Below are 22,685 nucleotides of genomic sequence, written 5' to 3' on the forward strand. Positions count from 1 at the left end.
GCCCCGGACTCTCGTCCGGGGCCTCTCGCTCGATGTGCACTCGGCAGGATTCGAACCTGCAACCTTCTGATCCGTAGTCAGATGCTCTATCCGTTAAGCTACGAGTGCTTGTTTTGTTGTCGTCTCCGTTCCCGGCCTTTCGGCCTGTCCCGGCGACAGGAAGAACATTACATGACTGCCGCCGTCATGTGAAATCCATTGGGCTCACCCCTTGTGACCTGCGAAAACGTCCCTGACGGCCGCTGAGCCCAGACGACCGACGCGACCCCGCGAGCCCTCCGGACACCCCAGAAACAGCGAAGCCCCGGTCCTGGTGGACCGGGGCTTCGGATCTTGCTGCGGAGGCGGAGGGATTTGAACCCTCGATGGGCTTTAAGGCCCAAACCGCATTAGCAGTGCGGCGCCATAGACCGGACTAGGCGACGCCTCCAGCACAAACCCTCCGCGCGAGCGCGTCGAGTTGCGTGCAGATGATGACACAGCTCAGGGCGCGTCACCAATCGCCCCCCACGGTACTAGGAGGGCAGGCCAGAGGGCAAAGCCCCCGCGCGGCGCGCAACGTCGTGGCGGTCCGGGCGTTAGACACGGCATGTTGCTGCGTCGTTTCTCCTCCCGTGCCTCCGCGTCGCCGACCCGCACCGCGGCCCGGCTGCTGCTCACCGCCGCCGCCTCCGCCGCGGCCCTCGGCGCCTCGCTGCCCGCCGCCGCCCACGCCGACACCGGCCCCATCCGCACCGCCCCCGGCCCGGTCGGCCTGCTCGACGGTCTCCTCCCGAAGAGCCCGGCCCCCGCCCCCTCTCCCGACAAGCTGACGCTCACGGTCGCCGACTCGGGCAACGGCAACGACGGAACGTACGAGCTGCGCTGCGCCCCGGCCGGCGGCACGCACCCGGACGCGGCCGCGGCCTGCGCGCGGCTCGACGAGATCGGGAACGAGGGACAGGACCCGTTCGCACCCGCGCCCAAGGACCAGCTCTGCACGATGCAGTACGGCGGCCCCGCCACCGCGCACATCACCGGCACCTGGCACGGCCGCGCGGTCGACGCCTCGTACAGCCTGGCGGACGGCTGCCAGATCGCCCGGTGGCAGCAGCTGAGCCCCGTGCTGCCCGCAACCGCGCAGTGACCCAGGGTCCATCGGTCACAGCGTCATGACCCGGCGCGCCCGGGATCCCCACATCCTCTACGTGGGCTCCCTCTCATCCGGCGTCGCGAGCGCAACCACTGCCCGTAGACTCCCTCCCGAGACACGTCGCGCGCCGCGGGGCAAAGAGGGCCCGTGCGGTGGACGGGTCGCGGTATAGCGGTACATCAGGGAGGAAGCGTCGTCGTGAGCAGCAGGCCATCCCGAGGCGCTGCTCGCCTCGCAGCCATACTCGACGCACTGCCGGACGCGTTGGTGCTGGTCAACACCAACGGGACCGTCGTCAACGCCAATTCGATCGCACTTGAGGCATTTGAGGCCCCGGGCACCGCGCTCGTCGGGCGCGGACTGCTCGATCTGCTGCCGGAGTTCGACTCGCGGCTGATCCCCGGCTCGATGCGCCGTCCGGACACCGCGACCGACGAGCGCGGGCGCACGAAGCCGACCCGGATGATCGCCCGTCGCACCGACGGCAGCGAGTTCCCGGTCGAGGTCACCTCCGCGAATCTGGCCGACGGCGCGCGTGACGCGGTGGACCCCTACGGCTCCGGCGGGCTCGGTGGCGGCGGCTACAGCGGGTCCGAGCTGCTCATGCTCGTCGTGCGCGACCTCTCCGGCACCCTCGACACCGAGGCCGAACTGGCCCGCTCGCAGCGGCAGACCGAGATGATCCTGCGGGCCGCGGCCGAGGGCGTCGTCGGCACCGACACCGACGGCCGCATCGTTCTGGTCAACCCGGCCGCCGCGCAGATCCTCGGCTTCCGCGCCAGCGATCTCGGCGGCAAGGAGCTGCACACCCTCGTCCTGCACTCGCGCGCCGACGGCGACACGTTCCCGTACGAGGAGTCGCCGCTCGCCGACACGCTGCGCTCCGGGCGCAAGCACCGCGTGCGCGGGCAGGTCCTGTGGTCGAAGAGCGGCGAGAAGGTGCCCGTCGACATGACGACGGCGCCCGTGCGGGACGGGGACCAACTGGTCGGCGCGGTGATGACGTTCACCGACCGCCGCCCCTTCGACGATCTCGTCACCGAGCACGCCGACGAGCTGGCGCGACGCGACGCGGCCGCCGAGAAGGAGCGCGAGGAGCGCGCCGCGGAGCTGGAGCGGGTGCGCGAGGAGCTGACCGCCGAGCTCGCCTCCGTCCGCGAGGACCTGACCGGGGAGCTGGCCGCCACGCGCGAGCAGCACGCGGAGGAGCTGTCGGCCGAGCGGGAGCGCGGCGCCGCGTTCGCCGAGCGCGAGAAGGACCGGTTCGAGGCGCTGGCGGCCCGTCACGCGCAGCTGCTCGCCGTCCTCGACCAGTCCCTGCGCGGTCCGCTGGAGGAGCTGCGCCGAGAGCTCGGGCAGCTCGCGGCGGACGACGCCGGGCAGCTGTGGCCCGAGGCCAACCAGGTGCTCCACCACCTGTCGGCCGGCTACTCCCGCATGACGACGCTGGTCGACAACGTGCTGGCGTACCAGCTCCTCGACACCGACGACGAGAAGCTCGCCCGTGTGCCCGCGATGCTGGACGCCGTCGTGGCGGCCGGTGTCGACGGGGCCGTCGAGCTGATCGGTCCCGGCCGGGTCCAGTTCGCCGTGCACGCGCCGCCGATCGAGGCCGAGGTCGACGCGCGGCGCCTCGCGACCGCGCTCGCCCATCTGATCGCCGATGTGGCCGGGATCGACGCGACGGGCAACTCGCGGGCCGTGGCGGGCGCCGGTTACGTCGACTCCACCGTCGTGGTGGCCGCGGCCCAGCGCGGGGACAGCGTCCGCATCGAGGTGCGCGGCCCCTACTCGGGCGGCGACCCGGTGCACGAGCCGATCGTCCGGGGCATCGTGCGGGCGCACGGCGGCGTGCTGCAGACGCACGAGGTGCCGGGCATGAGCGGCAGCGCGTACGTCCTCGAGGTGCCGATCGGGGGCGGGGCCGGGGTGGTTCCGGCCGCTCCCGCGCCGGTTTCCGAGCCGTCCGCCGTCGCGCCGGAGGCCGATGCCACGCAGGACGTGCCGGCGCAGGCCACGCGGGGTGGGCGCCGCCGTGCGCGCCGGGCCTCCGGGCCGTCGGTGGACGCGTTCCTGGAGAGCGGGCTCGCCGAGCCGCCCGCCGCCAGTGGCGGTACGGGCCGGCGGCGCGGGCGGCGGGCGGCCGAGGAGCCGGCGGCCGGTGCCGAGGTTTCCTCCGGTGCGGAGGCGTCGGTCGGGTCCGGTGTCGCGCTTCGGGGTGACGTGCCCGTCGAGGCCGGTGACTCCGGCGGCGCCGGGCGTCCCGAGCTGCCCGCGGCGCAGGCTCCGGTGCAGGACGCCCCTGTCGGTCCTACGGATTCCGGCGCACCGTCCACCGGTACCGGGCGGCGGCGCGCGCGTTCCGCCGACGGCGGCGGCGCGGTGGAGCCCGCGGCGGCCCAGGGTGCCGTCGTGACCTCGGCCGAACACGCGGCGGGCGCCCCGGCTCTCGGCGACACGGTGCCGCCGCAGGGCGTGCCTGCGCCGACCGGGCGGCGGGCCCGGCGGGCCGTGGACCAGGAGCAGCGGGCGCTGCCCGCGCTGCCGTCGGCGTCCGCGCACGAAGCCCCCGGAGCGGGGGCGAACGAGCCGGTGCCGGCCGATGCCGGTGCCGCGGCGCAGTCTTCCGGGCGGCGAGCGCGGCGCGCGCTCGGCACCACGCAGGCGGCGGCCCCCTCGCCGCAGCCGCGGGAGGCGTTCGCGCTGCCCCCGGCGGAGGCCGACCGCACGCCGCGGCCGATGCCTCAGCCCGCTCAGCCTCAGCCCGTTCAGCCCCAGCCCGCTCAGCCTCAGGCATCCGTGCCCGAACAGGTGCCGTTCGTCGTTCCGTCCGTGCCCGCCGCGGCGCCGCAGGACGATCCCTCGGAAGGCGCTGCGGCACCCGCTCCGGCGCCGGTCGCAGCCCCGACCGTGGCCCCCATGCAGTTCGAGGACGACGGCGACGACGACTACGAGGACGTCGGCGGGGCCGGTGCCGATGGCGGCGCGCAGGTCGCCCAGCCCGGCGCGGACGAGCCCCAGCAGCACGCGTCGGCCGAGCCGGACCCGGCCCAGGACCACACCCCGCCGCAGCCGCACCCGGCCCAGCCGACGCCCGCCCGGGGCATGCCGGCTCCTCAGCCGCAGACACAGCAGCAGGCGCAGCAGCAGGCGCGGGCCGCCCAGCCGCTGCCCGCGGAGGCCCCGCAGCCCCCTGCGGGTGACACGAACTCGACGCAGGGCCGGGCCTTCAGCGTGCGCACGCTCGGGCAGGGCGTGCCGTTCGGGCGTCAGATCGCCGAGCAGCAGCGTCGCGGTCAGACGCCGGGCCCGATCCCCGGATCCGTGCCGCCGCAGGCGCCCGCGCAGGCCGGGGCGACCCCGCCGCAGGGCGTGCCGCAGCCGGCGGACGGTCACTCGCAGGGCGGTGGCACGACGAGCGGTTCGGGCCGGCGGCGCAAGCTGTCGACCCGGCAGGAGCAGCCCGAGGCCACCGGTGCGCAGACGCCCGCGCAGGGCACGGCCACCCCGGCGGCCCCCGCACCGGCACCGGCCGCGGCCCCCGCTCCGGGCGCCGCCCGCCCGCACCCGCAGCCGCCCCGGCTGTCCCCGAACGCCTCGGAGGGCGCGGGCCGTTCCTACGCGATCGGCGCCCCCGACCAGAACGCCGCGGAGGGCCCCGAGCCGCTCGACGGTCCCGGCGGTGCCGTGGAGATCGCCAACCGGCCGCAGCCGCAGCCCATGGACGACGAGCTGCCCCCGGAGCCCCTCGACAACCCGCGCCGTCTCCTGGTGTGGCCCGCCCCGGACGTGACGACCCAGCAGGCGCTCAGCGACCGCGGCTACCGCCCGGTGACCGTGCACTCGCGCGAGGAGGTCGACGCGCAGATCGCGGCGTTCCCCGCCGCACTGTTCGTGGACCCGCTGACCGGGCCTATCACCCGGACCGCGCTCCAGTCCCTGCGTCAGGCCGCCGTCGCCGCCGAGGTGCCGGTCCTGGTGACGGCGGGCCTCGGACAGGCGACGCGCGAAGCCGCGTACGGTGCCGATCCGGCCGTGCTCCTGAAGGCGCTGGCTCCGCGCGACAGTGAGCAGCACCCGCCGCGGGTCCTGCTCATCGAGGAGCACGAGGAGATCGCGCTCGCGCTGACGGCCACGCTGGAGCGGCGCGGGATGCAGGTGGCGCGGGCCGCGAGCGACGCGGACGCGGTGACGCTGGCGGGCCAGATGCGGCCCAACCTGGTCGTCATGGATCTGCTCCAGGTGCGCCGCCGGCGCGCGGGCATCATCGACTGGCTGCGGGCGAACGGGCAGTTGAACCGCACGCCGCTCGTCGTCTACACCGCCGCCGTCGACGAGGCGGACCTGCCGCGCCTGGCGGCGGGGGAGACGGTGCTGTTCCTCGCGGAGCGGTCGACGAGCGACGAGGTGCAGGGCCGGATCGTGGACCTGCTGGCGAAGATCGGCACTAACTGACGGACCGGCGGGCCGGCGGACCGGCTGAAGATCCCGTGAGCGAGCACGGAACAGGGGCGGCCCCGAGGCGGGGCCGCCCCTGTTTCACGTGAAACAGTGCGCGGGTCCGGTCGTCAGATCTGCGTGACGTCCAGGTCGCCGTCGGCGTACTGCCGGCGCAGCACCTTCTTGTCGAACTTGCCGACGCTGGTCTTCGGGACGGCGGGGACGATCGTCCAGCGCTCGGGCAGCTGCCACTTCGCGACCTTCTCGGCGAGGAACGCGCGCAGCGTCTCGAAGTCCGCGCTCGCCCCCTCCTTCAGCACGACGGTGGCCAGCGGGCGCTCGCCCCACTTGTCGTCCGGGACGGCGACGACGGCGGCCTCGGCGACGTCCGGGTGCGACATCAGCGCGTTCTCGAGGTCGACGCTGGAGATCCACTCGCCGCCGGACTTGATGACGTCCTTGGCGCGGTCGGTGAGGGTCAGGAAGCCCTCGGCGCTGATGGTGCCCACGTCACCGGTCTTGAGCCAGCCGTCCTCGCTGAACTTGTCGGCGGGGCGCAGCGGTTCGGCGTCCGGGCCGTTGTAGTACGCGCCCGCGATCCACGGCCCTCGCACCTCCAGCTCGCCCGCGGACTCGCCGTCCCAGGGCAGCTGCTCGCCGCCCGGGCCGGTCAGCCGCGCCTCGACTCCGGCGGGGAAGCGGCCCTGGGTGAGCCGGTACGCGAACTCCTCGTCGCTGCCCGGCTCGACGCCGGCCGGCGGGCGGGCGACGGTGCCGAGCGGGGAGGTCTCGGTCATGCCCCAGGCGTGGCAGACCCGCATGCCGAGCTCGTCGAAGGCCTTCATGAGGGAGGGCGGGCAGGCCGAGCCGCCGATGGTGACCTGGGTCAGCGTCGACACGTCACGCGGCTTGGCGGTGAGTTCGGCGAGCAGGCCCTGCCAGATGGTGGGGACGGCGGCGGCGTGCGTGGGGCGCTGGGACTCGATCATCTCGGCCAGCGGCGCGGGCTGCAGGAAGCGGTCCGGCATCAGCATGTTCACGCCGGTCATGAACGTGGCGTGCGGCAGGCCCCAGGCGTTGACGTGGAACTGCGGGACGACGACGAGCGAGGTGTCCGCGTCGGTCAGGCCCATCGACTGCGTCATGTTCACCTGCATCGAGTGCAGGTAGATCGAACGGTGCGAGTAGACGACGCCCTTCGGGTCGCCCGTGGTGCCGGAGGTGTAACACATCGCGGCGGCCTGCCGCTCGTCCAGCTCCGGCCAGTCGTACGTGGTCGGCTTCCCGGCGACCAGCTCCTCGTACTCGTGCACCCGCGCCCGCGCGCCCTCGAGGAGCGAACGGTCGCCGGGCCCGGAGACCACGACGTGCTCGACCGTCGCCATTCCGGGCAGCAACGGTGCGAGCAGCGGCAGCAGCGACCCGTTCACGATGATCACGCGGTCGGCCGCGTGGTTCACGATCCAGTTCAGCTGTTCCGCCGGGAGCCGCAGGTTCAGCGTGTGCAGCACCGCACCCATCGCGGGGGCGGCGAAGTAGGCCTCGACGTGCTCCGCGTTGTTCCACATCAGCGTCGCCACGCGGTCGTCGCCCCGGACACCGAGGTCGTCGTGGAGTGCGTGCGCGAGCTGGGCCGCGCGGGCACCCGCCTCGGCGAACGAACGGCGGTGCGGCTCGCCCTCGCCCGTCCACGTGATGATCTGCGAGGTGCCGTGCACGCGTATCCCGTGGTTCAGGATGCGGGTCACGGTCAGCGGTACGTCCTGCATCGTGCTCAGCACGGCGTCCTCCCGGTGGGCGCTACGGAGCAGTAGAGTTCTGCCGATTCTCACCGCATACCGCGTGGTATGTCACTAGTCCCGGGAATGATCGATCACCTGGGCGCTCACCCGATCGGCGTCCTGAACCCCAGATCAGGCCCGCACCGGACCCAGCTCCGGGTCCTCCCGCAGCTTGCCCAGCGCCCGCGAGACCGCGCTCTTGACCGTCCCGACGGAGACCCCGAGCACCTCGGCGGTCTGCGCCTCGCTCAGATCCTCGTAGTACCGCAGGACGACCATCGCCCGCTGGCGCGTCGGCAGCTTCATGATCGCCCGCCACATCGCGTCGTGCAGGGCCTGCTGCTCCGCCGGGTCCCCGGCGGGAAGCACCGGCGGCTCCGGCAACTCGTCGCAGACGAACTCGTCCACCTTGCGCTTACGCCATTGGGAGGTCCGCGTGTTCAGCAGGGCCCGGCGCACATACCCGTCGAGCGCCCGGTGGTCCTCGATCCGGTCCCACGCCACGTACGTCTTCGCGAGCGCGGTCTGCAACAGGTCCTCGGCATCGCACGGGTTCGCCGTGAGCGACCGTGCCGTGCGCAGGAGCACCGGCTGGCGCGCCCTGACGTACGACGCGAACGACGGGTACGTCGTGTGCGCACCGTGCGCCGCACGCGCCCCGGCCGGGGTACGCGTCCCCGCCGCGGTGCGCGTCCCCGCCGGGGTACAGGTCCCCGCCGGAGTGCGCGTCCCGGCGGGGGTACGCGGTGCGGGCTGCGCTGCGCTGCTGCGGGCGGGCGCCAGGGTTGCGGTCATGGCTCCACGCTATGAGCGCACCCTGTCCCCGCGGATCGGCCGGAGGTCCCGAAGCGGCGTCCGCCTCAGGTTGTACGCGGGGTGGTAGCCCCACCTCCTGAAGGTGGAGGACGCGGTGAGGTCCCTTGGGGGTTCATCCCTGAGAGCCTCCCCCTCCGAAGGCCCGCCCGCGCCCCCTCACCCGTCCCGGCCGAGGACCAGTCCCGAGGTCGGCACCCCCGTGCCGGCCGTGACCAGAGCCGTCGCCGCACCCGGTATCTGGTTCACCGCCGTGCCCCGCAGCTGCCGCACGCCCTCCGCGATCCCGTTCATCCCGTGCAGATAGGCCTCGCCCAGCTGGCCCCCGTGGGTGTTCAGCGGCAGGCGCTCCTCCGCGACGAAGTCCGCCGCCTCACCCGGCCCGCAGAATCCGAACTCCTCCAGCTGCATCAGCACGAACGGCGTGAAGTGGTCGTACAGGATCCCCACGTCGATGTCCGAGGGTCGCAGCCCCGAGGTCCGCCACAGCTGCCGGGCCACCACACTCATCTCCGGCAGCCCCGTCAGACCGTCCCGGTAGAAGCTGGTCATCTGCTCCTGGGCCCGGCCGGCGCCCTGGGCCGCGGCCTCGATCACGACCGGCGCGCGGCGCAGGTCCCGGGCCCGCTCCACGCTCGTGACGACGATCGCCTGTCCGCCGTCCGTCTCCTGGCAGCAGTCGAGCAGCCGCAGCGGATCGACGATCCAGCGCGAGGCGGCGTGGTCGTCGAGGGTGATCGGCTTGCCGTAGAAGTAGGCCGCCGGGTTCGTCGCCGCGTACTTGCGGTCCACCACGGCGACGTGGCCGAACGCCTCCGGGGTCAGGCCGTACTCGTGCAGGTACCGCTGCGCCGCCATCGCCACCCAGGAGGCCGGCGTGAGCAGCCCGAAGGGCAGGGACCAGCCGAGCGCCGCGCCCTCCGCCGACGGCTCCCGGTGCTGCACACCCGAACCGAAGCGGCGGCCCGACCGCTCGTTGAACGCCCGGTAGCAGACGACCACCTCGGCCACCCCGCTCGCCACCGCGAGGGCCGCCTGCTGCACCGTGCCGCAGGCCGCGCCGCCCCCGTAGTGCACCCGGGAGAAGAAGGAGAGCTCTCCCATCCCCGCCGCCTGCGCGACCGTGATCTCCGGGCTCGTGTCCATCGTGAACGTGACCAGCCCGTCGACGTCGGCGGGGGAGAGGCCCGCGTCGTCGAGCGCCGCGTGCACGGCCTCCACCGCGAGCTTCAGCTCACTGCGCCCCGAGTCCTTGGAGAACTCGGTCGCGCCGATGCCGGCGATCGCCGCCCTGCCGCCGAGGCGGTCCTTCGCGCGCACGCTCATGCCGGCCTCCCCACGGCCCGGTCCCGGTCCGAAGACGGCACGGTGACCGTCACGGTGCCGGTGACATGACTGCCGATCCCGTTCTTCCCCACGACCTGGACCCGGGCCGTCTCCCCCTCGTCACCGGCCTCCACGTCGAGCACCGTGCCGGTCAGCACCATCGTGTCCCCCGGATAGTTCGGCGCGCCCAGCCGGATCGCGACCTTGCGCAGGACGGCGGCGGGACCGAAGTGATCCGTGATGTACCGCCCCACCAGTCCGTTCGTCGTCAGGATGTTCATGAAGATGTCGGGGGAGCCCTTCTGCCGGGCCCGCTCCGCGTCGTGGTGGACGTCCTGGTAGTCCCGGGACGCGACGGCCCCGGCGACGATCAGGGTCCTGGTCACCGGAATCTCCAGCGGCGGCAGCGCCTCACCTGCCTTCATGACGTGCTCCCTTCCGTGGTCCCCGTCTGCGTCCCCGCCCCTTGCCCGCTCGCAATCAACTCGCCCAGCTCCTCCAGCAGTTCACCGCCGGCCCCCAGATATCCGTCGATCTGCCGCCCCCACAGGAAGTGCCGGTGCACCGGGTGGTCCAGGTCGGCGCCCATGCCGCCGTGCAGGTGCTGACCCGTGTGCACCACCCGCTTGCCCGCCTCGGACGCCCACCAGGCCGCGGTCAGCGCGTGGCTCTCGTACGCGAGGCCCTTGTCCCGCCGCCAGGCCGACTCGTAGGCCGTGACCCGGATCGCCTCGATGTCCATATGGGCTTCCGCCGCCCGGAGTTGGACTCCCTGCTTGGCGGCGAGCGGCCGGCCGAACTGCTCCCGCTCGTTCGTGTACTCCACCGCCCGGGCCAGGGAGCCCGCGCACACGCCGGCCTGTAGCCCCGCGAACGCGGTCCGCGCCGTCGCCAGCACCTCCCCGTACGCCTCGGGTCCGCCGATCCGCTCCGCGACCGTCCCGTCGAGCACCAGCCGGCCCGCGGCCCAGGGCGCCGTCAGCTCCACCGGCTCACACCCGGCGCCGCCCGCCGAAACCATCCACAGGCTGTGGATACTTTCTCCGGCTTCCCCATGTGCGGCTCGGGCCGGGCCGTCCTCCCGGACCGCCACCAGCACATGCGTCGCATCCCCCAGCCACGGCACCCAGGGCACCGTCCCGGTCAGCCGTGCCCGTACACCCCCGGCGCCCGCGTCTTCCCGCCCGGTGATCACGATGCCACCCCGCGCCGGGAACGCCCCGGTCGCCACGGTCGCGCCGTCACGCAACCCCGGCAGCAGCCGCTCCCGCTGCTCCCGCGTACCGTGCCCGGCCACCGCGAGCAGCCCGTACACACCGCTCGCCGCGAACGGCACCTGCGCCGTCGCCCTCCCCTGCTCCTCCAGCATCAGGACCAGGCCGAGCAGCCCGGTCTCCTCCACGGCAGCGGTCAGGCCCGCGCCGCTCAGCGCCTTCCACAACTCGGCGTCGCTGCCGCCCCCCAGGCCGGCGAGCCGCTCCGGGGTGGACAGGTCGGCGAAGATCCGAGCGGCCAGCTCCCGCGCCGCCTCCTGCTCGTCCGTCGGGGTGAAGTCCATGTCACACCTCACCCGCCTCGACGGCCCGGAACACGGGCAGCTCCAACTCCTCGTCCACAGCCAGGAATTCCAGCCGGACCGGCATGCCGATCCGCACCTTGTCGTACGGCACGCCCACCACGTTGCTCACGATGCGCACGCCCTCCGCGAGCTCGACCAGGGCCACCGCGTACGGCGGGTCGAAGGCGGGGAACGGCGGGTGGTGCATGACGACATAGCTGAAGACCGTGCCCGCGCCGGACGCCTCCACCGTGTCCCACTCCTGCCCGCCGCAGGCGTTGCACCCCGGCAGCCAGGGGAAGCGGAGCGTCTCGCAGGTCCGGCAGCGCTGGATGAGGAGGCGATGGTCGCCGACGCCCTCCCAGAAGCCCGCGTTGTCCCTGTTCACCACCGGGCGCGGGCGCAGCTTCTTCACGGCCCCGCCCGCCTTCGCAGCCCCCGCGCTCTCCCTCGCCGCAGGCGTGTACTTCAGGATGCGGAAGCGGTGCGTGCCCACCAGCTCGCCGCCCACCCGGACGTCCATCCGTGTCGTGACGAAGTGCCCCGAGCCCAGCTTCGTCGTCTTCAGCGGGGAGACGGACTCGATCAGCGAGTCGTAGGTGATGGCGTCGCCGGGCCGCAGCGGACGCAGATACTCCTGCTCGCAGTCGGTCGCGACCACCGACGTGTACCCCGCGCCGTCCAGCAGCGCGAACAGCTCGTCGTGGGCCGGAGAGCGCCCCTCGAACCCGGAGAGCCCACCCATCGTCCAGGCCTGCAGCATCGTCGGCGGCGCGATCGCGTCGGGCCCCGCGTACGCCGGGTTCGTGTCCCCCATCGCCTCGCACCAGTGCCGGATCATCGGCTCGTTGACCGGGTCCTTGCCCTCGGCCGCGGTCGCCGCCGGCCGCCCCTCGAACGGCTTCAGCTCCTCCTCGGTGAGCTCCCTGCCCCCTTCTCGCACCATGGCCGTCACCGCTTCCCCCGCTTCATCCCGAGCCGCATCGCGGCCACGATCTCCCGCTGGACCTCGCTCACTCCGCCGCCGAACGTGTTGATCTGCGCCGCCCGGTTCATCCGCTCCAACTCCCCGTCCCCCACCGCGGGATCACCCGCCCCGAACGCCCCGGGCGATCCGGCCCGCACCCACCCGGCCTCGCCCGCGATCTGCTGACATATTCGATACACCTCGACCGCCGATTCGGTTCCCGCGAACTTCACGCCGCTGGCGTCCCCGGGGGCCAGCCGGCCCGCCCCCACATCACCCACCAAACGCCAGTTGAGCAGGCGCGTAGCCGCCAGCCGTGCATGCGCCTCGGCCAGTCCGGAACGGACCCAGGACGCGTCAATCCGGCGCTCGCCCGTCACCGGATCGGGTGTACGGGCGGCCTCGACGACCCGCTCGTAGAAGTCCTCGGCCTGCATGCCGATCGCGGCGAGCGCGACCCGCTCGTGGTTCAGCTGGTTCGTGATCAGACCCCAGCCGCCGTTCTCCGGCCCGACCAGGTTCGACCCCGGCACCCGGATCCCGTCGTAGTAGGTGGCCGTCGTGGTCAGGCCGCCCACCGTCTCGATCGGCGTCCACGAGAACCCGGGCGCGTCGGTCGGGACGAGGACGATCGAGATGCCCTGGTGCTTGGGGGCCTCGGGGTCGGTGCGGCAGGCGAGCCAGACCCAGTCGGCGTTCTGCGCGTTCGACGTGAAGACCTTCTGGCCGTCGATCAGCCAGTCCCCGCTCTCCTCCTCGCGCACCGCCCGGGTCCGCAGCGAGGCGAGGTCGGTGCCCGCCGACGGCTCGCTGTAGCCGATCGCGAAGACCAGCTCACCACTGAGGATGCGGGGCAGGAAGAAGGCCTTCTGCTCCTCGGTGCCGTACTTCATGAGGGTCGGGCCGACGGTGTTCAGCGTCACCATCGAGACGGGAGCGCCCGCCCGGTACGCCTCGTCGAAGAACACGAACTGCTCGTCGGGCCCGCGCCCCTGCCCGCCGTACTCGACGGGCCAGCCGAGCCCGAGCAGCCCCTCGGCCCCGAGGCGCCGCAGAACCCGGCGCTGACCTGGGATGTCGTCGGCCGCGGGCGGGCCGTCCGGCATCACCGTACGGAAGTGTTCGCGCAGTTGGGCGCGCAGCTCTCGCTGGCGATCGGTGGGGGCGAGGTGCACGGCGGCGGCCCTCCCGGACCTCGTACGAACAAGGGTTTCTGACTGTCCGTCAGATACTGCCGGGTGTCAAGAGATCAGCGGCCCCTCCGAGTTCACTCACGGAGTCCCGGAAAACGCCTGCGCGGCGGTGCCGATGGCGCCGCCGCGCAGCTGTCACGCACCCCACGCAGAGCCCCTGTCGCGCAGGAGCCGGGAGGTCACCAGAGCTCGGTGAAGTGGACCGCGATGTTCTCGTTGGACTGGTGGATCGCGGTGAATGCCGACCCGTTCACCTGCGCGTTGTTGTTCTGGTTCGAGGCGCCGTCGCCGACCGCCTGCTGCTGCGTGGTGCTGGAGTTCCCGAAGTTGTCGTGACCCACGCCGCTGCCGATGATCGACGCGACGCCCGCATTCGATCCGTCGTCCGCGATCGCGCCGTTGTCGGCCATCGCCACCCCGGAGAAGAGGGCGGCGGCCAGAGGCAGGGCGGCGACGGCGGCGAGGACGCGGGCGGTACGGATGGAAGCCATGTGTTTTCCTCCAGAAGTACGGGTTGCTCCGGGGAAGTTGGCCGACCGCCCCGGCGATGTTCACGACGTCGCGAGACCAGAGTTGCCCAGCGGATCCGCCCGGAACCACCCCGGACGGCCTCATTCGCTCGCAAGCGTGAGGACAAGTCGATAAACCTCCCTCACGCCCACAAAAGCCCAGCTCAGCTGCGAACACCCCACTCCGGGACGATCAACACCCAGTCGTCCCAGACGATGAAGCGTTTCGGCACATTTTTGGTAAATAGCCACCCCGGACGGCCCAACCCACTTCCCTCTTTCGAACGGATGTACGAACATGGAGTCATGGCCACCACCGACCGACACCCGGCACGCCCCACCTCCGCCGTGCCGCGCGCCTCCCTCGCGACCCTGGCCCTCGCGCACGCCCTCTCCGCCGCCGAGCGCGGGCTCGCGGTCATCCCGCTCTCCCGCACGAAGCTCCCCGCCCTGCCCTCACCGCACCGCGGCGACCCGCCGTCCGCCCCGCGCTGCCACGGCGAGTGCGGGCTCCCCGGGCACGGGGTGTACGACGCGACGACCGATCCGCGCCGCATCCGCGCCCTGTTCGCCGCCGCGCCCCGGGCCACCGGATACGGCATCGCCTGCGGCCTGCCGCCGTACCACCTGATCGGCGTCGACCTGGACACCAAGTCCGGTACGGATTCCTCCGCTTCGCTGCGTGAGCTGGCCTTACGGCATCTGTTCACCATCCCCGACACCGTGGTCGTGGCCACCCCCAGCGGCGGCCGGCACCTGTGGCTGACCGGCCCGCCGGACGTCGTGGTGCCCAACTCCGCAGGGCGCCTCGCCCCCGGCATCGACATCCGCGGCGCCGGCGGATACCTCGTGGGACCCGGCTCCCGCACCGAACACGGCGTGTACAGCGCGGTCCCGGGCACCGGACACCTCAGCCCCGCCGCGTGCCCGCCCGCGCTGCTCCGGCTGCTCACACCCCCGCCCCGGCCGCAGCACCCCGGCCGAGCCGCCGTCCCGCACTCCGGCCAACACGGCCACGGGCTGGTCCAGTTCGTGCTCAGCGCCCATGAGGGCCAGCGCAACACACGCCTCTTCTGGGCGGCCTGCCGCGCCTACGAGAACGGCCTCGGCGACGACGTCCTGGAGATCCTCGCCGACGCCGCGATGCGCACGGGCCTCACCGAACGCGAGACGCGCTCGACCCTCACGTCGGCGGCCCGCCTGACCGCGTCCCGCTGAAAGCGGCACGCAGGTACGTTGTCGATCATGGCCACCCAGATCTTCACCCTGGTCGGCGTCCTCATCGGCGCCCTGACGTCCTACGTAGCCACCACCGTCGCCGAACGGGCCAAGTTCCAGAGGGAGATGGCCACCCGCTGGGACGAGCGGAAGCTCGACACGTACATCGACTACGTGACCTGCATCAAGCAGATCCAGCGGGCCGCGATGGACGCGGGGCGGGCGCGCGACGAGGGAGCCGACGCGTCCGAGGCGCTGGCCGCCATGGAGGAGAGCGAGAACAGGAGGTCCGTCCTCTTCGAGACCTTCGTCCTGCTGAGCAACGAGAAGGCGGCCACCGCCGCCCACGCGGTCAACCAGCGGACCTGGGAGCTGCTGGGCACCACCCGGGTCTCCTCGAACGGGACGGCCGCACTCCGCCCGATCCCCCTGGTGGAGGCCCTCAACATGCTGCACGAGGCGGCTCGATCGGACCTCACGATATCGAGCGGCTCCTCCGCCAGGTGAGCCGAACGACCGACGGCCCCTGACCGATGATGCTGGTCAGGGGCCGTCGGCCGGCTGCGGTGGGTGTGGGATTTGAACCCACGGTGACTCGCGCCACGACGGTTTTCAAGACCGTTCCCTTAGGCCGCTCGGGCAACCCACCCGCGCCCCGCCTGCGGCGGAGCGGCTACAGCCTACCGGCTAGGGGCGCTGCCTCAACCGGTCGACGATCGCCCAGTCGACCACATGCGACACCTGGACGTACTTCTTGTCGCCGGACGCCGAGATCCGCTCGTCGCGGAAGCCCAGGAACGCGTAGGTCTTCGGGTCGAAGATGAGGTAGCGGCCCTTCGCGTGCGGGTCGCTGGAGGCGATCCCCACGCCGGTGCGCCCGGCGGAGTCGGTCACCCCGTCGACCGCCCTGACCCCGGGCACCAGGGCCAGCGCCTTGTACGCGGCCGGGCGCAGGCCGTCGGGCAACAGCGGCCATTTCAGGAGCTCGCCGAGCAGGAAGTAGGCCATGTACCAGTCGTCCTTGGTGAACTCGCTCGTCGGCTTGCCGGGCCTGCCGATGCCGATGACGGCCGAGGCGAGCTTCCCGGGGTCGGTGGGGAGCTTCTTCAGCTTGCTCCACTGCCTGGGCGGCCACACGCCCTCGCCCTTCTTCATAGGCTCTTCCCAGATCACATGGCCGAGTTCCATGGTCAGGGAGCGCCTGGAGCCGTCCACCGAGTCCCAGTTCGTGTCCACGTAGGTCCTGACCTTGCCGGTCCCCCGCTCCGTCTCCCTGATGATCCGCTTCGAGTAGATGTACTGGTCGTCGCGCGGTGCCACGGGTGTCTCGGCCCTGCCCAGCCGGGCCGCCGCCCCGTGCAGCACGGTCACGGCGCCGACCTCGGCCATCCGCGGAGTCTCCGTGGCCGAGGGTGAGGGGCCGGCACGGTCGGCCCCGCCGTCGCCGTCCCCGGCGATCAGTACGGCCGTGCCCGTCACCGCCGCGGCGGCCACGGCGGCGGTCGCGAGACGGAGGGCGTGACGGCGGCTGGGCGCGGCCTCGGAGTGCCGCTCGGCACGCGCCATCGTGTTGAGCAGGCGGTGGCGGGCCCGCGCGCGGGCCGCCTCGGTGAGCGGGGCCGCGTCCGCGTCCCAGTCCCGCAGGAGTTCGAGTTCGTCACTCATGGCCGGACACCTCTCGCAGGGTCGTCGGATCGGAACCGCCCAATGCTTCGCGCAGCTTGCCGCGGGCCCGGTGCAGCCGTGATCTGACCGTGCCGACGGGAACGTCGAGGGCCTGGGCCACCTCCTCGTAGCCGAGACCGCCCCACGCCACCAGGAGCACCACGTCCCGGTGCCGTGCGGGCAGCGCGGCCAGCGCCGCCGCCAGTTCGCGGCGTACGGCCTGCGCACCCACCCGGGCCGCGGCCCGCTCGGCCAGCGGCTCCTCGTGGTCGGCGGGGGCCGGGACACGCGCCAGCGCCCTGAAGCGCCGGGCCTCGGCCCGCCGGTGCCGTCCGACCAGGTTGGTCGCGATGCCGAACAGCCAGGGCCGGGCGCCCTCGCCCGCGGCCCGCGCCGGGTCGTACCGGTGCCGCTGCTGGAACGCGGTCGTGAACGTCTCCGCCATGAGGTCGTCGGCCGGCTCGCCGCCGAGTCTGCGGGCCAGATAGCGATGGACCGCGTCCGCGTACCGGTCGAAGAGGACGGCGAACGCCTCGGGTTCGTCCCGGGACCGCGAGATCACCGAGGCATCGCTCTCCACTCCCGTGCGAACGCCTGGCTCGCCGGTCATCGGGGCTCCTCTCGTCCAAGGAACGTGCTTCGAAGGATTGGGCTTTCACCTCTCCTTCGCCGCTCGGCCGTGACGAGTTCCCTCGGACGGGAAATCGGACGGGGAGACGGACGGGAAAACGCCGGAGGGGCTGCCGGTCGATCGGCAGCCCCTCCGGCGTCAGGTCCGGTCCTCGGGCCGTCAGCTGTCGCCCTTGCGCTCGCCCAGGGTCACGTCGACCGTGTGGTCCTTGCCGTCGCGCGTGTACGTGAGCTTCACCGTGTCGCCGGGCTTGTGGGTCCAGATCTGGCCGATCAGGGTCGGGCCGGAGTCGATCACGGTGTCGTCGAGCTTCGTGATCACGTCGCCGGGCTTGAGGCCCGCCTTGGCCGCCGGGCCGTTCGGCGTGACGGCCGCGGCGCCGCTCGCGCCCTGCTCGGTGATCTTCGCGCCGCCCGTGCCCTCCTCCAGGGAGACGGACGCGCCGATCACCGGGTAGAGCGGCTGGCCGGTCTTGATGAGCTGCTCGGCGACCATCTTGGCCTGGTTGATCGGAATGGCGAAGCCGAGGCCGATCGAGCCGGACTGGCCCGAGCCGCCGAGGCCGCCGCTGGGGGCGGACTGGATGGCCGAGTTGATGCCGATCACGTGCCCGTTGCCGTCGAGGAGCGGGCCGCCGGAGTTGCCCGGGTTGATCGAGGCGTCGGTCTGCAGGGCGCTCATGTAGGACGCCTTGCTGTTGCCCGAGCCGTCGCTGGAGGCGACCGGGCGGTCCTTCGCGGAGACGATGCCCGTGGTCACCGTGTTCGACAGGCCGAAGGGCGCGCCAATCGCGATGGTGGAGTCGCCGACCGCGACCTTGTCCGAGTTGCCCAGCGTGAGGGGCTGCAGGTCGTTCGGCGCGTTCTTGAGCTTGATGACCGCGACGTCGTAGCCCTGCGCGTGGCCGATGACCTCGGCGTCGTACTTCTTGCCGTTCGAGAACGTCGCCGAGAGCTTGCCGCCGTCGACGGCCTCCGCCACCACGTGGTTGTTGGTGAGGATGTGGCCTTCCTTGTCGTACACGAAGCCGGTGCCGGTGCCGCCCTCGCCGCTGTTGCCCTCGGCCTCGATGGTGACCGTGCTGGGCAGCGCCTTGGCGGCGATGGCCGCGACCGTGCCGGGGTCGCGCTTGAGGTCGGCCGGGTTGGACGCGGAGACGGTGGTGGAGCCGGTGCCCCCGTCGTCGCCGCGCTCCGCGGCCCAGTAGCCGATGCCGCCGCCGACCGCGCCCGCGATCAGCGCCGCGGCGACGACCCCGGCGAGCAGCCCGCGCCGACCGCCCGGCTTGGGCTGCGGCGGCTGGTACCCGGCGCCCCAGTGGTTCTGCCCGCCGCCCGAGCCCCAGGAGCCGCCGCCGTCACCGGGGGCGTGGCCCGCGCCGCCCGAGGCGTACGCGGGGACGGCCGGCGGCGGGGGCGGCCAGTCGCCCGCGGGGGCGGGTCCCGCCGGGTGGGGCGGCTGCGCTCCGGGGTCACCGGCGGGGCCGTGCTGCGCCGCCGGCGCGGGAGCAGCGGGAGTGTCCACCGGCACGGGGGGTGCGGACGGGGCCGGGGGGTGCTCGGTGCCCTCGTTCTCGGTGCTCACAGCTTCTCTCCTCGATCCACGGCTGTTCGGTCCATGGGCATGGCCTGCGACGGTCCGGGACCGTCACGGGTGACGCCGGTCCGGCATGGTCCTGTCACGACCCGGTCGTGCTGTTGTACGCGGTCAGCTTTTCCCACGGGACGTCAGGGCACCATAAGCCGAGCCTGTGCGTCTGTAGCCATCCTTTATGTGCGGCGAAACGGACGCATCCGCTGGGCCGGTTCTTCCCGGTCGCTCCGCGCGCGGTGGCACCATGACGCGGTGACCCACGCACCACAGCAACGCATCCAGGTCGTCGCCCATCGCGGCGCCTCGGAGGACGCCCCCGAGCACACGCTGGCCGCCTACAAGAAGGCGATCGAGGACGGCGCCGACGCCCTCGAATGCGATGTGCGGCTCACGGCGGACGGCCACCTCGTCTGCGTGCACGACCGCCGCGTCAACCGTACGTCGAACGGCCGCGGGGCGGTCTCGGCCCTGGAGCTCGCGGATCTCGCCGCGCTCGACTTCGGCTCCTGGAAGGACCCCGAGGAGGGGCCCGACTGGGCGAGCAGCTCGTCGGCGCCCTCGGCGGACACCTCGGTGCTCACCCTGGAGCGGCTGCTGGAGCTCGTCGCCGACGCCGGGCGGCCCGTGGAGCTGGCGATCGAGACGAAGCACCCGACGCGCTGGGCCGGCCAGGTGGAGGAGCGGCTGCTGCACCTCCTCAAGCGCTTCGGCCTGGACGCACCGGCGCCGGACGAGCCCTCTCCCGTACGGGTGATGAGTTTCTCGGCGCGCTCCCTCGCGCGCGTGCAGGAGGCGTCGCCGACGCTGCCGACCGTCTACCTGATGCAGTTCGTGTCGCCGCGCCACAGGGAGGGGCGGCTGCCCAAGGGGGTGGGCATCGCGGGCCCCGGTATGCGGATCGTGCGCAACCACCCCGCCTACGTGGAGAAGCTCATGCGCGCGGGGCACCGCGTCCACGTATGGACGGTGAACGAGCCGGAGGACGTCGACCTCTGTGTGCGGCTCGGCGTCGACGCGATCATCACCAACCGGCCGGCGGCGGTGCTGCGCCGGCTCGGCAGGGGCTGATTCCGGCCACTTTCACACCCTTCTGTCACGGGGAGTGCTCCGGCGCGTTCGGTCCGTAGCCGAACGTCATGAGTGCGTCACGGGACCCGGATTGGCCGGTTTCCGGTCCAGTCCATTGGGGCATTCACACCGTGGCGTGGGGCAAAGGAGGTCTCGGGGGTGGCGTTGGTGGTGGCACAGGAGGTGCCCGCGTCGTCGAGCATGGCCGTACCCCATGGCCCTGCGGGCGTGGGTGCGGCAAGACATCGGATGCGTGACCAGCTGCGGTCCGGCGGCGTGTCCGAATCAGTGATCGACGATGCTGTTCTGATTCTTTCCGAGCTGCTCAGCAACGCGTGCCGGCACGGCAGGCCGCTGGGCGACGATCTGGCCGGCGACGGGGACGTGAGAGCCGCGTGGCGGGTCGACGACCGGGGATGTCTCACGGTCGAGGTGACGGACGGCGGCGGCCCGACCCGCCCGGTTCCGGCCACTCCCTCGGTCACCGCGCACGGCGGCCGCGGGCTCAACATCATCACGGCCCTCTCCGACGACTGGGGCGTCCGCGACGATGCCCGGGGCGAGGTGACGGTCTGGGTGATCGTGCACAAGGACGTGCACGCCGAAGCGGCCATGCACCGTCGCGAGGACTTCGCGACGCGCGTAGGAGCCCCGGCCGTGGCGGATCTGGCGGGCCTGGATTTCGCGGATGCGTTCGACGATCTGGGCTGACCGCCCCTCCCCGGCGGCGAGTTGGACGGTATTCCCCTCCAAACGGCCTCCGGCCGGGCTCCGGTCAGTCCCTGGCCGCTCTCTGGCCGGTCTCTGGCCGGTCTCTGGCCGGTCTCTTGACGGTACGAGCGGCTAGGCTCGCGCGAGTACGTACGAGAGCCGTATCCGGGAGACACCCAAGATGGCCAAGAAGCGCCCCCAGACAAAGGGCAAGCCGCACATCACCAGTGGAGCCGAGGGGAACTTCCCGGTCGTCGGCGCGCGTGAACCCTGCCCGTGCGGCAGCGGCCGCCGCTACAAGGCCTGTCACGGCCGGGCCGCCGCGCACGCCGTGACCGAGCTGGTGCAGCGCCCCTTCGAGGGCCTCGTCGGCGAGGGCGACTGGATCGCGCTGCGCGAGCTGGTCCCGGCGGCGACGGTCGAGCTGACGCTGAAGGACGGGCTGCCCGAGGGCGTCCCGTCGGTCACCCTCGCGACCGTGCTGCCCATGGCATGGCCCGCGCTGCGCCGCGAGGACGGCTCGGTGCTGATCGGCCTGCAGAACGACACGCCGTCGGGCGACCTGAGCCGCGACCTGGCGGACACCCTGCAGCGCGCCCTGGAGGCGGAGCCGGGCAACCCGGTGCCCGCGCGCCGTGTGCCCTCCGAGGGCCCGCGCCTGCAGGACGTGCTCGACCCGGAGGGCGCCTTCGCACCCGTCGTGCACACGGGCTTCGAGTTCTGGGTCCCGGACTCGGAGAACGCGTCGGCGGACGTGACCGCCTCCCTGGAGCGGGCCAACGCGGCCGCGATCCCGACGGTGAAGCTGACCGGCGTGGACAGCGCCTACTGGTGCGAGACGCCGGAGAAGAACCACCTGCGGTGGGTCATGCCGCACCCGGAGGAGAAGCTCCTCGACGCGCTGGCGCGGCTGCACGCGGCCGGCCGGTCCTCGCTGGGCGAGGGCACGCGTCTGGTGGGCTCGTTCCGGGCGCACGGGCTGACCGTCCCGGTCTGGGACCTGCCGAGCGCGACGAAGGCCGAGGACATCGAGAAGCCGGCCGCCGAGTTCGCCGAGCGGCTCGCCGAGGCGCTGGCCTCGGACGCACCGCTGACCGGCGACGAGCGGCGCGCGCGGGGCGGCCTCACCAACCGGCAGGTCACGCTCAGCTGACACACGGCGACCACCGGGGGCCGGCCCGCACTGACCGACCGGTCAGCCCCTCGGACACCGGAGAACCCGTCCGGAAGAGGTGACTCCGGTCACAACTCCCGGTAGTTGCAGGTAAATCCATGTCCGAATAGAAGAGATCGAATTTGCGAACTGCCGATCTCTTGTTACCGTTCAGATAGCCCGGTTGCTGGTGCATCCCCCGTCGCCAGCAACCGGGCGTTTTCATGCCCGCAGCCGGGCCGCACCCCCGTGGACGCCGATCAACGCCGGTACTACGGCGCCGAGTTGCTCCCCGAGCGCAGCAGCAGCGGGCTCTCCGCGTCGCTCGCGTACTCCGCCACCGCCTGGTATTCCGCGGCCGCTCCGCGCGTGCGGCCCCGCGGCGTCTCGCACAGTCCCGGCTCGTCGCCGCCGCCCACCGCGCACGTGATCTGCACGGTGCGCCCGCCCGGCGCCATGAGGGTCAGCACCGTCGACAGCGCGACACCGGTCGCGTTCCGGTAGTACGTGCGCGCCCAGGTCTCGTCACCCTGGGTGAGCACACAGGTCTGCGCCTCCACCCCTTCGGGGGAGACCAGTTGGGGGCCGCACCGGGAGGCCGTGGAGCGGTCCGGGGCGCCGAGGAGCGACCGGGTCACGGAAGCCGAGTCCTCTGGGCTCGGGTCCTTGGAGCTCGGGTTCTTGGAGCTCGGGTTCTTGGGGGCCGTGTCGCCGGGAGCCGCGTCGCCGTGCGAACCCCCGTCCACCGGCCCGGCGAAGGCCCCGGCCAGGGGGAGCGCCGCGGCGAGCACCACGGCGCAGGCGAGCCCGGACAGGCGGAGGCGGGTGTGCGACCTCCGGTGCCCGGGCGGGGGTGTGACCTGGTCCTGGGCGGGAGGGGGCGCGGGAGGCATGCGCCGAACATAGCGGGGCCGTCCGACCCCGCCG

Annotated in this window: 19 protein-coding genes and 3 tRNA genes; 7 read left to right on the plus strand and 15 right to left on the minus strand. The window is 72.8% G+C overall.

Translation table 11 applies throughout. The annotated features are described in order from the left end of the window. Window positions 1–35: 35 nt before the first annotated feature. A tRNA-Arg gene (locus ACIBTU_RS04080) sits at window positions 36–108 on the minus strand. 231 nt (window positions 109–339) lie between these two features. Continuing rightward, window positions 340–430 (minus strand) — tRNA-Ser (locus tag ACIBTU_RS04085). Window positions 431–589: 159 nt separating this feature from the next. On the opposite strand from ACIBTU_RS04085, the gene ACIBTU_RS04090 reads away from it, so the two are divergent. Both ACIBTU_RS04090 and ACIBTU_RS04095 read left to right on the plus strand, forming a co-directional pair. Next, window positions 590–1,126, plus strand: a complete 537-nt coding sequence (locus tag ACIBTU_RS04090) for an SSI family serine proteinase inhibitor (RefSeq protein ID WP_399124323.1) — start codon at window positions 590–592, stop codon at window positions 1,124–1,126. A gap of 204 nt (window positions 1,127–1,330) precedes the next feature. Then, window positions 1,331–5,587 carry a PAS domain-containing protein gene (locus ACIBTU_RS04095; protein WP_399124324.1) on the plus strand — a complete coding sequence of 1,419 codons (4,257 nt, stop codon included), beginning with the start codon at window positions 1,331–1,333 and terminating at the stop codon, window positions 5,585–5,587. Window positions 5,588–5,700: 113 nt separating this feature from the next. Here the strand turns inward: ACIBTU_RS04095 and ACIBTU_RS04100 are convergent, their stop codons facing one another. From ACIBTU_RS04100 to ACIBTU_RS04135, 8 genes are all read right to left on the minus strand, one after another. After that, a complete protein-coding gene (locus tag ACIBTU_RS04100) occupies window positions 5,701–7,353 on the minus strand; it encodes a long-chain fatty acid--CoA ligase (protein ID WP_399124325.1) in 1,653 nt (550 codons plus the stop codon). 132 nt (window positions 7,354–7,485) lie between these two features. After that, window positions 7,486–8,148, minus strand: a complete 663-nt coding sequence (locus tag ACIBTU_RS04105; protein ID WP_399124326.1) for a SigE family RNA polymerase sigma factor — start codon at window positions 8,146–8,148, stop codon at window positions 7,486–7,488. A 177-nt stretch (window positions 8,149–8,325) separates the two neighbouring features. Beyond that, complete coding sequence (locus ACIBTU_RS04110; protein WP_399124327.1) at window positions 8,326–9,492, minus strand: lipid-transfer protein; 1,167 nt, start codon at window positions 9,490–9,492, stop codon at window positions 8,326–8,328. Beyond that, complete coding sequence (locus ACIBTU_RS04115; RefSeq protein ID WP_399124328.1) at window positions 9,489–9,917, minus strand: MaoC family dehydratase; 429 nt, start codon at window positions 9,915–9,917, stop codon at window positions 9,489–9,491. Before ACIBTU_RS04115 ends, ACIBTU_RS04110 begins: the two co-directional genes overlap by 4 nt. After that, entirely contained in the window at window positions 9,914–11,050 is a 1,137-nt protein-coding gene (locus ACIBTU_RS04120; protein ID WP_399124329.1) for an acyl-CoA dehydrogenase family protein, read from the minus strand. The genes ACIBTU_RS04115 and ACIBTU_RS04120 overlap by 4 nt, the downstream gene beginning before the upstream one ends. A gap of 1 nt (window position 11,051) precedes the next feature. Continuing rightward, complete coding sequence (locus ACIBTU_RS04125; RefSeq protein WP_399124330.1) at window positions 11,052–11,996, minus strand: bifunctional MaoC family dehydratase N-terminal/OB-fold nucleic acid binding domain-containing protein; 945 nt, start codon at window positions 11,994–11,996, stop codon at window positions 11,052–11,054. Window positions 11,997–12,001: 5 nt separating this feature from the next. Beyond that, complete coding sequence (locus tag ACIBTU_RS04130; protein ID WP_399124331.1) at window positions 12,002–13,192, minus strand: acyl-CoA dehydrogenase family protein; 1,191 nt, start codon at window positions 13,190–13,192, stop codon at window positions 12,002–12,004. A gap of 197 nt (window positions 13,193–13,389) precedes the next feature. Next, window positions 13,390–13,701, minus strand: coding sequence for a hypothetical protein (locus tag ACIBTU_RS04135; RefSeq protein WP_188337882.1), 312 nt, complete (start codon window positions 13,699–13,701; stop codon window positions 13,390–13,392). A 324-nt stretch (window positions 13,702–14,025) separates the two neighbouring features. Here ACIBTU_RS04135 and ACIBTU_RS04140 point away from each other — a divergent pair, with 324 nt between their 5' ends. Together ACIBTU_RS04140 and ACIBTU_RS04145 are read left to right on the plus strand one after the other, a co-directional pair. Beyond that, complete coding sequence (locus ACIBTU_RS04140; protein ID WP_399124332.1) at window positions 14,026–14,937, plus strand: bifunctional DNA primase/polymerase; 912 nt, start codon at window positions 14,026–14,028, stop codon at window positions 14,935–14,937. 27 nt (window positions 14,938–14,964) lie between these two features. Next, window positions 14,965–15,444, plus strand: a complete 480-nt coding sequence (locus tag ACIBTU_RS04145) for a hypothetical protein (RefSeq protein ID WP_399124333.1) — start codon at window positions 14,965–14,967, stop codon at window positions 15,442–15,444. Between the two features lie 57 nt (window positions 15,445–15,501). Here the strand turns inward: ACIBTU_RS04145 and ACIBTU_RS04150 are convergent. The 4 genes from ACIBTU_RS04150 to ACIBTU_RS04165 all read right to left on the minus strand — a co-directional run bounded on the left by ACIBTU_RS04150 (window position 15,502) and on the right by ACIBTU_RS04165 (window position 18,817). Then, window positions 15,502–15,586, minus strand: a tRNA-Ser gene (locus tag ACIBTU_RS04150). Window positions 15,587–15,624: 38 nt separating this feature from the next. After that, window positions 15,625–16,602 (minus strand): CU044_5270 family protein, encoded by a 978-nt coding sequence (locus ACIBTU_RS04155; protein ID WP_399124334.1) that lies wholly within the window; start codon window positions 16,600–16,602, stop codon window positions 15,625–15,627. Next, window positions 16,595–17,212 carry an RNA polymerase sigma factor gene (locus tag ACIBTU_RS04160; protein WP_399124335.1) on the minus strand — a complete coding sequence of 206 codons (618 nt, stop codon included), beginning with the start codon at window positions 17,210–17,212 and terminating at the stop codon, window positions 16,595–16,597. The genes ACIBTU_RS04155 and ACIBTU_RS04160 overlap by 8 nt, the downstream gene beginning before the upstream one ends. Window positions 17,213–17,392: 180 nt before the next feature. Next, window positions 17,393–18,817 carry a S1C family serine protease gene (locus ACIBTU_RS04165; protein WP_399124336.1) on the minus strand — a complete coding sequence of 475 codons (1,425 nt, stop codon included), beginning with the start codon at window positions 18,815–18,817 and terminating at the stop codon, window positions 17,393–17,395. A gap of 261 nt (window positions 18,818–19,078) precedes the next feature. Here ACIBTU_RS04165 and ACIBTU_RS04170 point away from each other — a divergent pair, with 261 nt between their 5' ends. From ACIBTU_RS04170 to ACIBTU_RS04180, 3 genes are all read left to right on the plus strand, one after another. Continuing rightward, window positions 19,079–19,894 carry a glycerophosphodiester phosphodiesterase gene (locus ACIBTU_RS04170; protein ID WP_399124337.1) on the plus strand — a complete coding sequence of 272 codons (816 nt, stop codon included), beginning with the start codon at window positions 19,079–19,081 and terminating at the stop codon, window positions 19,892–19,894. 72 nt (window positions 19,895–19,966) lie between these two features. Continuing rightward, a complete protein-coding gene (locus ACIBTU_RS04175) occupies window positions 19,967–20,605 on the plus strand; it encodes an ATP-binding protein (protein ID WP_399124338.1) in 639 nt (212 codons plus the stop codon). 181 nt (window positions 20,606–20,786) lie between these two features. Then, entirely contained in the window at window positions 20,787–21,758 is a 972-nt protein-coding gene (locus ACIBTU_RS04180; protein ID WP_399124339.1) for a DUF5926 family protein, read from the plus strand. Window positions 21,759–22,030: 272 nt separating this feature from the next. On the opposite strand, the gene ACIBTU_RS04185 is transcribed toward ACIBTU_RS04180, so the two are convergent. Then, window positions 22,031–22,651, minus strand: a complete 621-nt coding sequence (locus ACIBTU_RS04185; protein ID WP_399124340.1) for a hypothetical protein — start codon at window positions 22,649–22,651, stop codon at window positions 22,031–22,033. Between the last annotated feature and the right edge of the window lie 34 nt (window positions 22,652–22,685).

The organism is Streptomyces sp. NPDC050145, assembly GCF_044460245.1.
GTDB lineage: Bacteria > Actinomycetota > Actinomycetes > Streptomycetales > Streptomycetaceae > Streptomyces.

Coding starts and splice junctions, on each gene's coding strand:
- ACIBTU_RS04145 (WP_399124333.1), top strand. CDS start 14,965: ATGGCCACCCAGATCTTCACCCTGGTCGGCGTCCTCATCGGCGCCCTG.
- ACIBTU_RS04125 (WP_399124330.1), bottom strand. CDS start 11,996: ATGGTGCGAGAAGGGGGCAGGGAGCTCACCGAGGAGGAGCTGAAGCCG.
- ACIBTU_RS04110 (WP_399124327.1), bottom strand. CDS start 9,492: ATGAGCGTGCGCGCGAAGGACCGCCTCGGCGGCAGGGCGGCGATCGCC.
- ACIBTU_RS04090 (WP_399124323.1), top strand. CDS start 590: ATGTTGCTGCGTCGTTTCTCCTCCCGTGCCTCCGCGTCGCCGACCCGC.
- ACIBTU_RS04115 (WP_399124328.1), bottom strand. CDS start 9,917: ATGAAGGCAGGTGAGGCGCTGCCGCCGCTGGAGATTCCGGTGACCAGG.
- ACIBTU_RS04185 (WP_399124340.1), bottom strand. CDS start 22,651: ATGCCTCCCGCGCCCCCTCCCGCCCAGGACCAGGTCACACCCCCGCCC.
- ACIBTU_RS04155 (WP_399124334.1), bottom strand. CDS start 16,602: ATGAGTGACGAACTCGAACTCCTGCGGGACTGGGACGCGGACGCGGCC.
- ACIBTU_RS04180 (WP_399124339.1), top strand. CDS start 20,787: ATGGCCAAGAAGCGCCCCCAGACAAAGGGCAAGCCGCACATCACCAGT.
- ACIBTU_RS04135 (WP_188337882.1), bottom strand. CDS start 13,701: ATGGCTTCCATCCGTACCGCCCGCGTCCTCGCCGCCGTCGCCGCCCTG.
- ACIBTU_RS04140 (WP_399124332.1), top strand. CDS start 14,026: ATGGCCACCACCGACCGACACCCGGCACGCCCCACCTCCGCCGTGCCG.
- ACIBTU_RS04120 (WP_399124329.1), bottom strand. CDS start 11,050: ATGGACTTCACCCCGACGGACGAGCAGGAGGCGGCGCGGGAGCTGGCC.
- ACIBTU_RS04160 (WP_399124335.1), bottom strand. CDS start 17,212: ATGACCGGCGAGCCAGGCGTTCGCACGGGAGTGGAGAGCGATGCCTCG.
- ACIBTU_RS04105 (WP_399124326.1), bottom strand. CDS start 8,148: ATGACCGCAACCCTGGCGCCCGCCCGCAGCAGCGCAGCGCAGCCCGCA.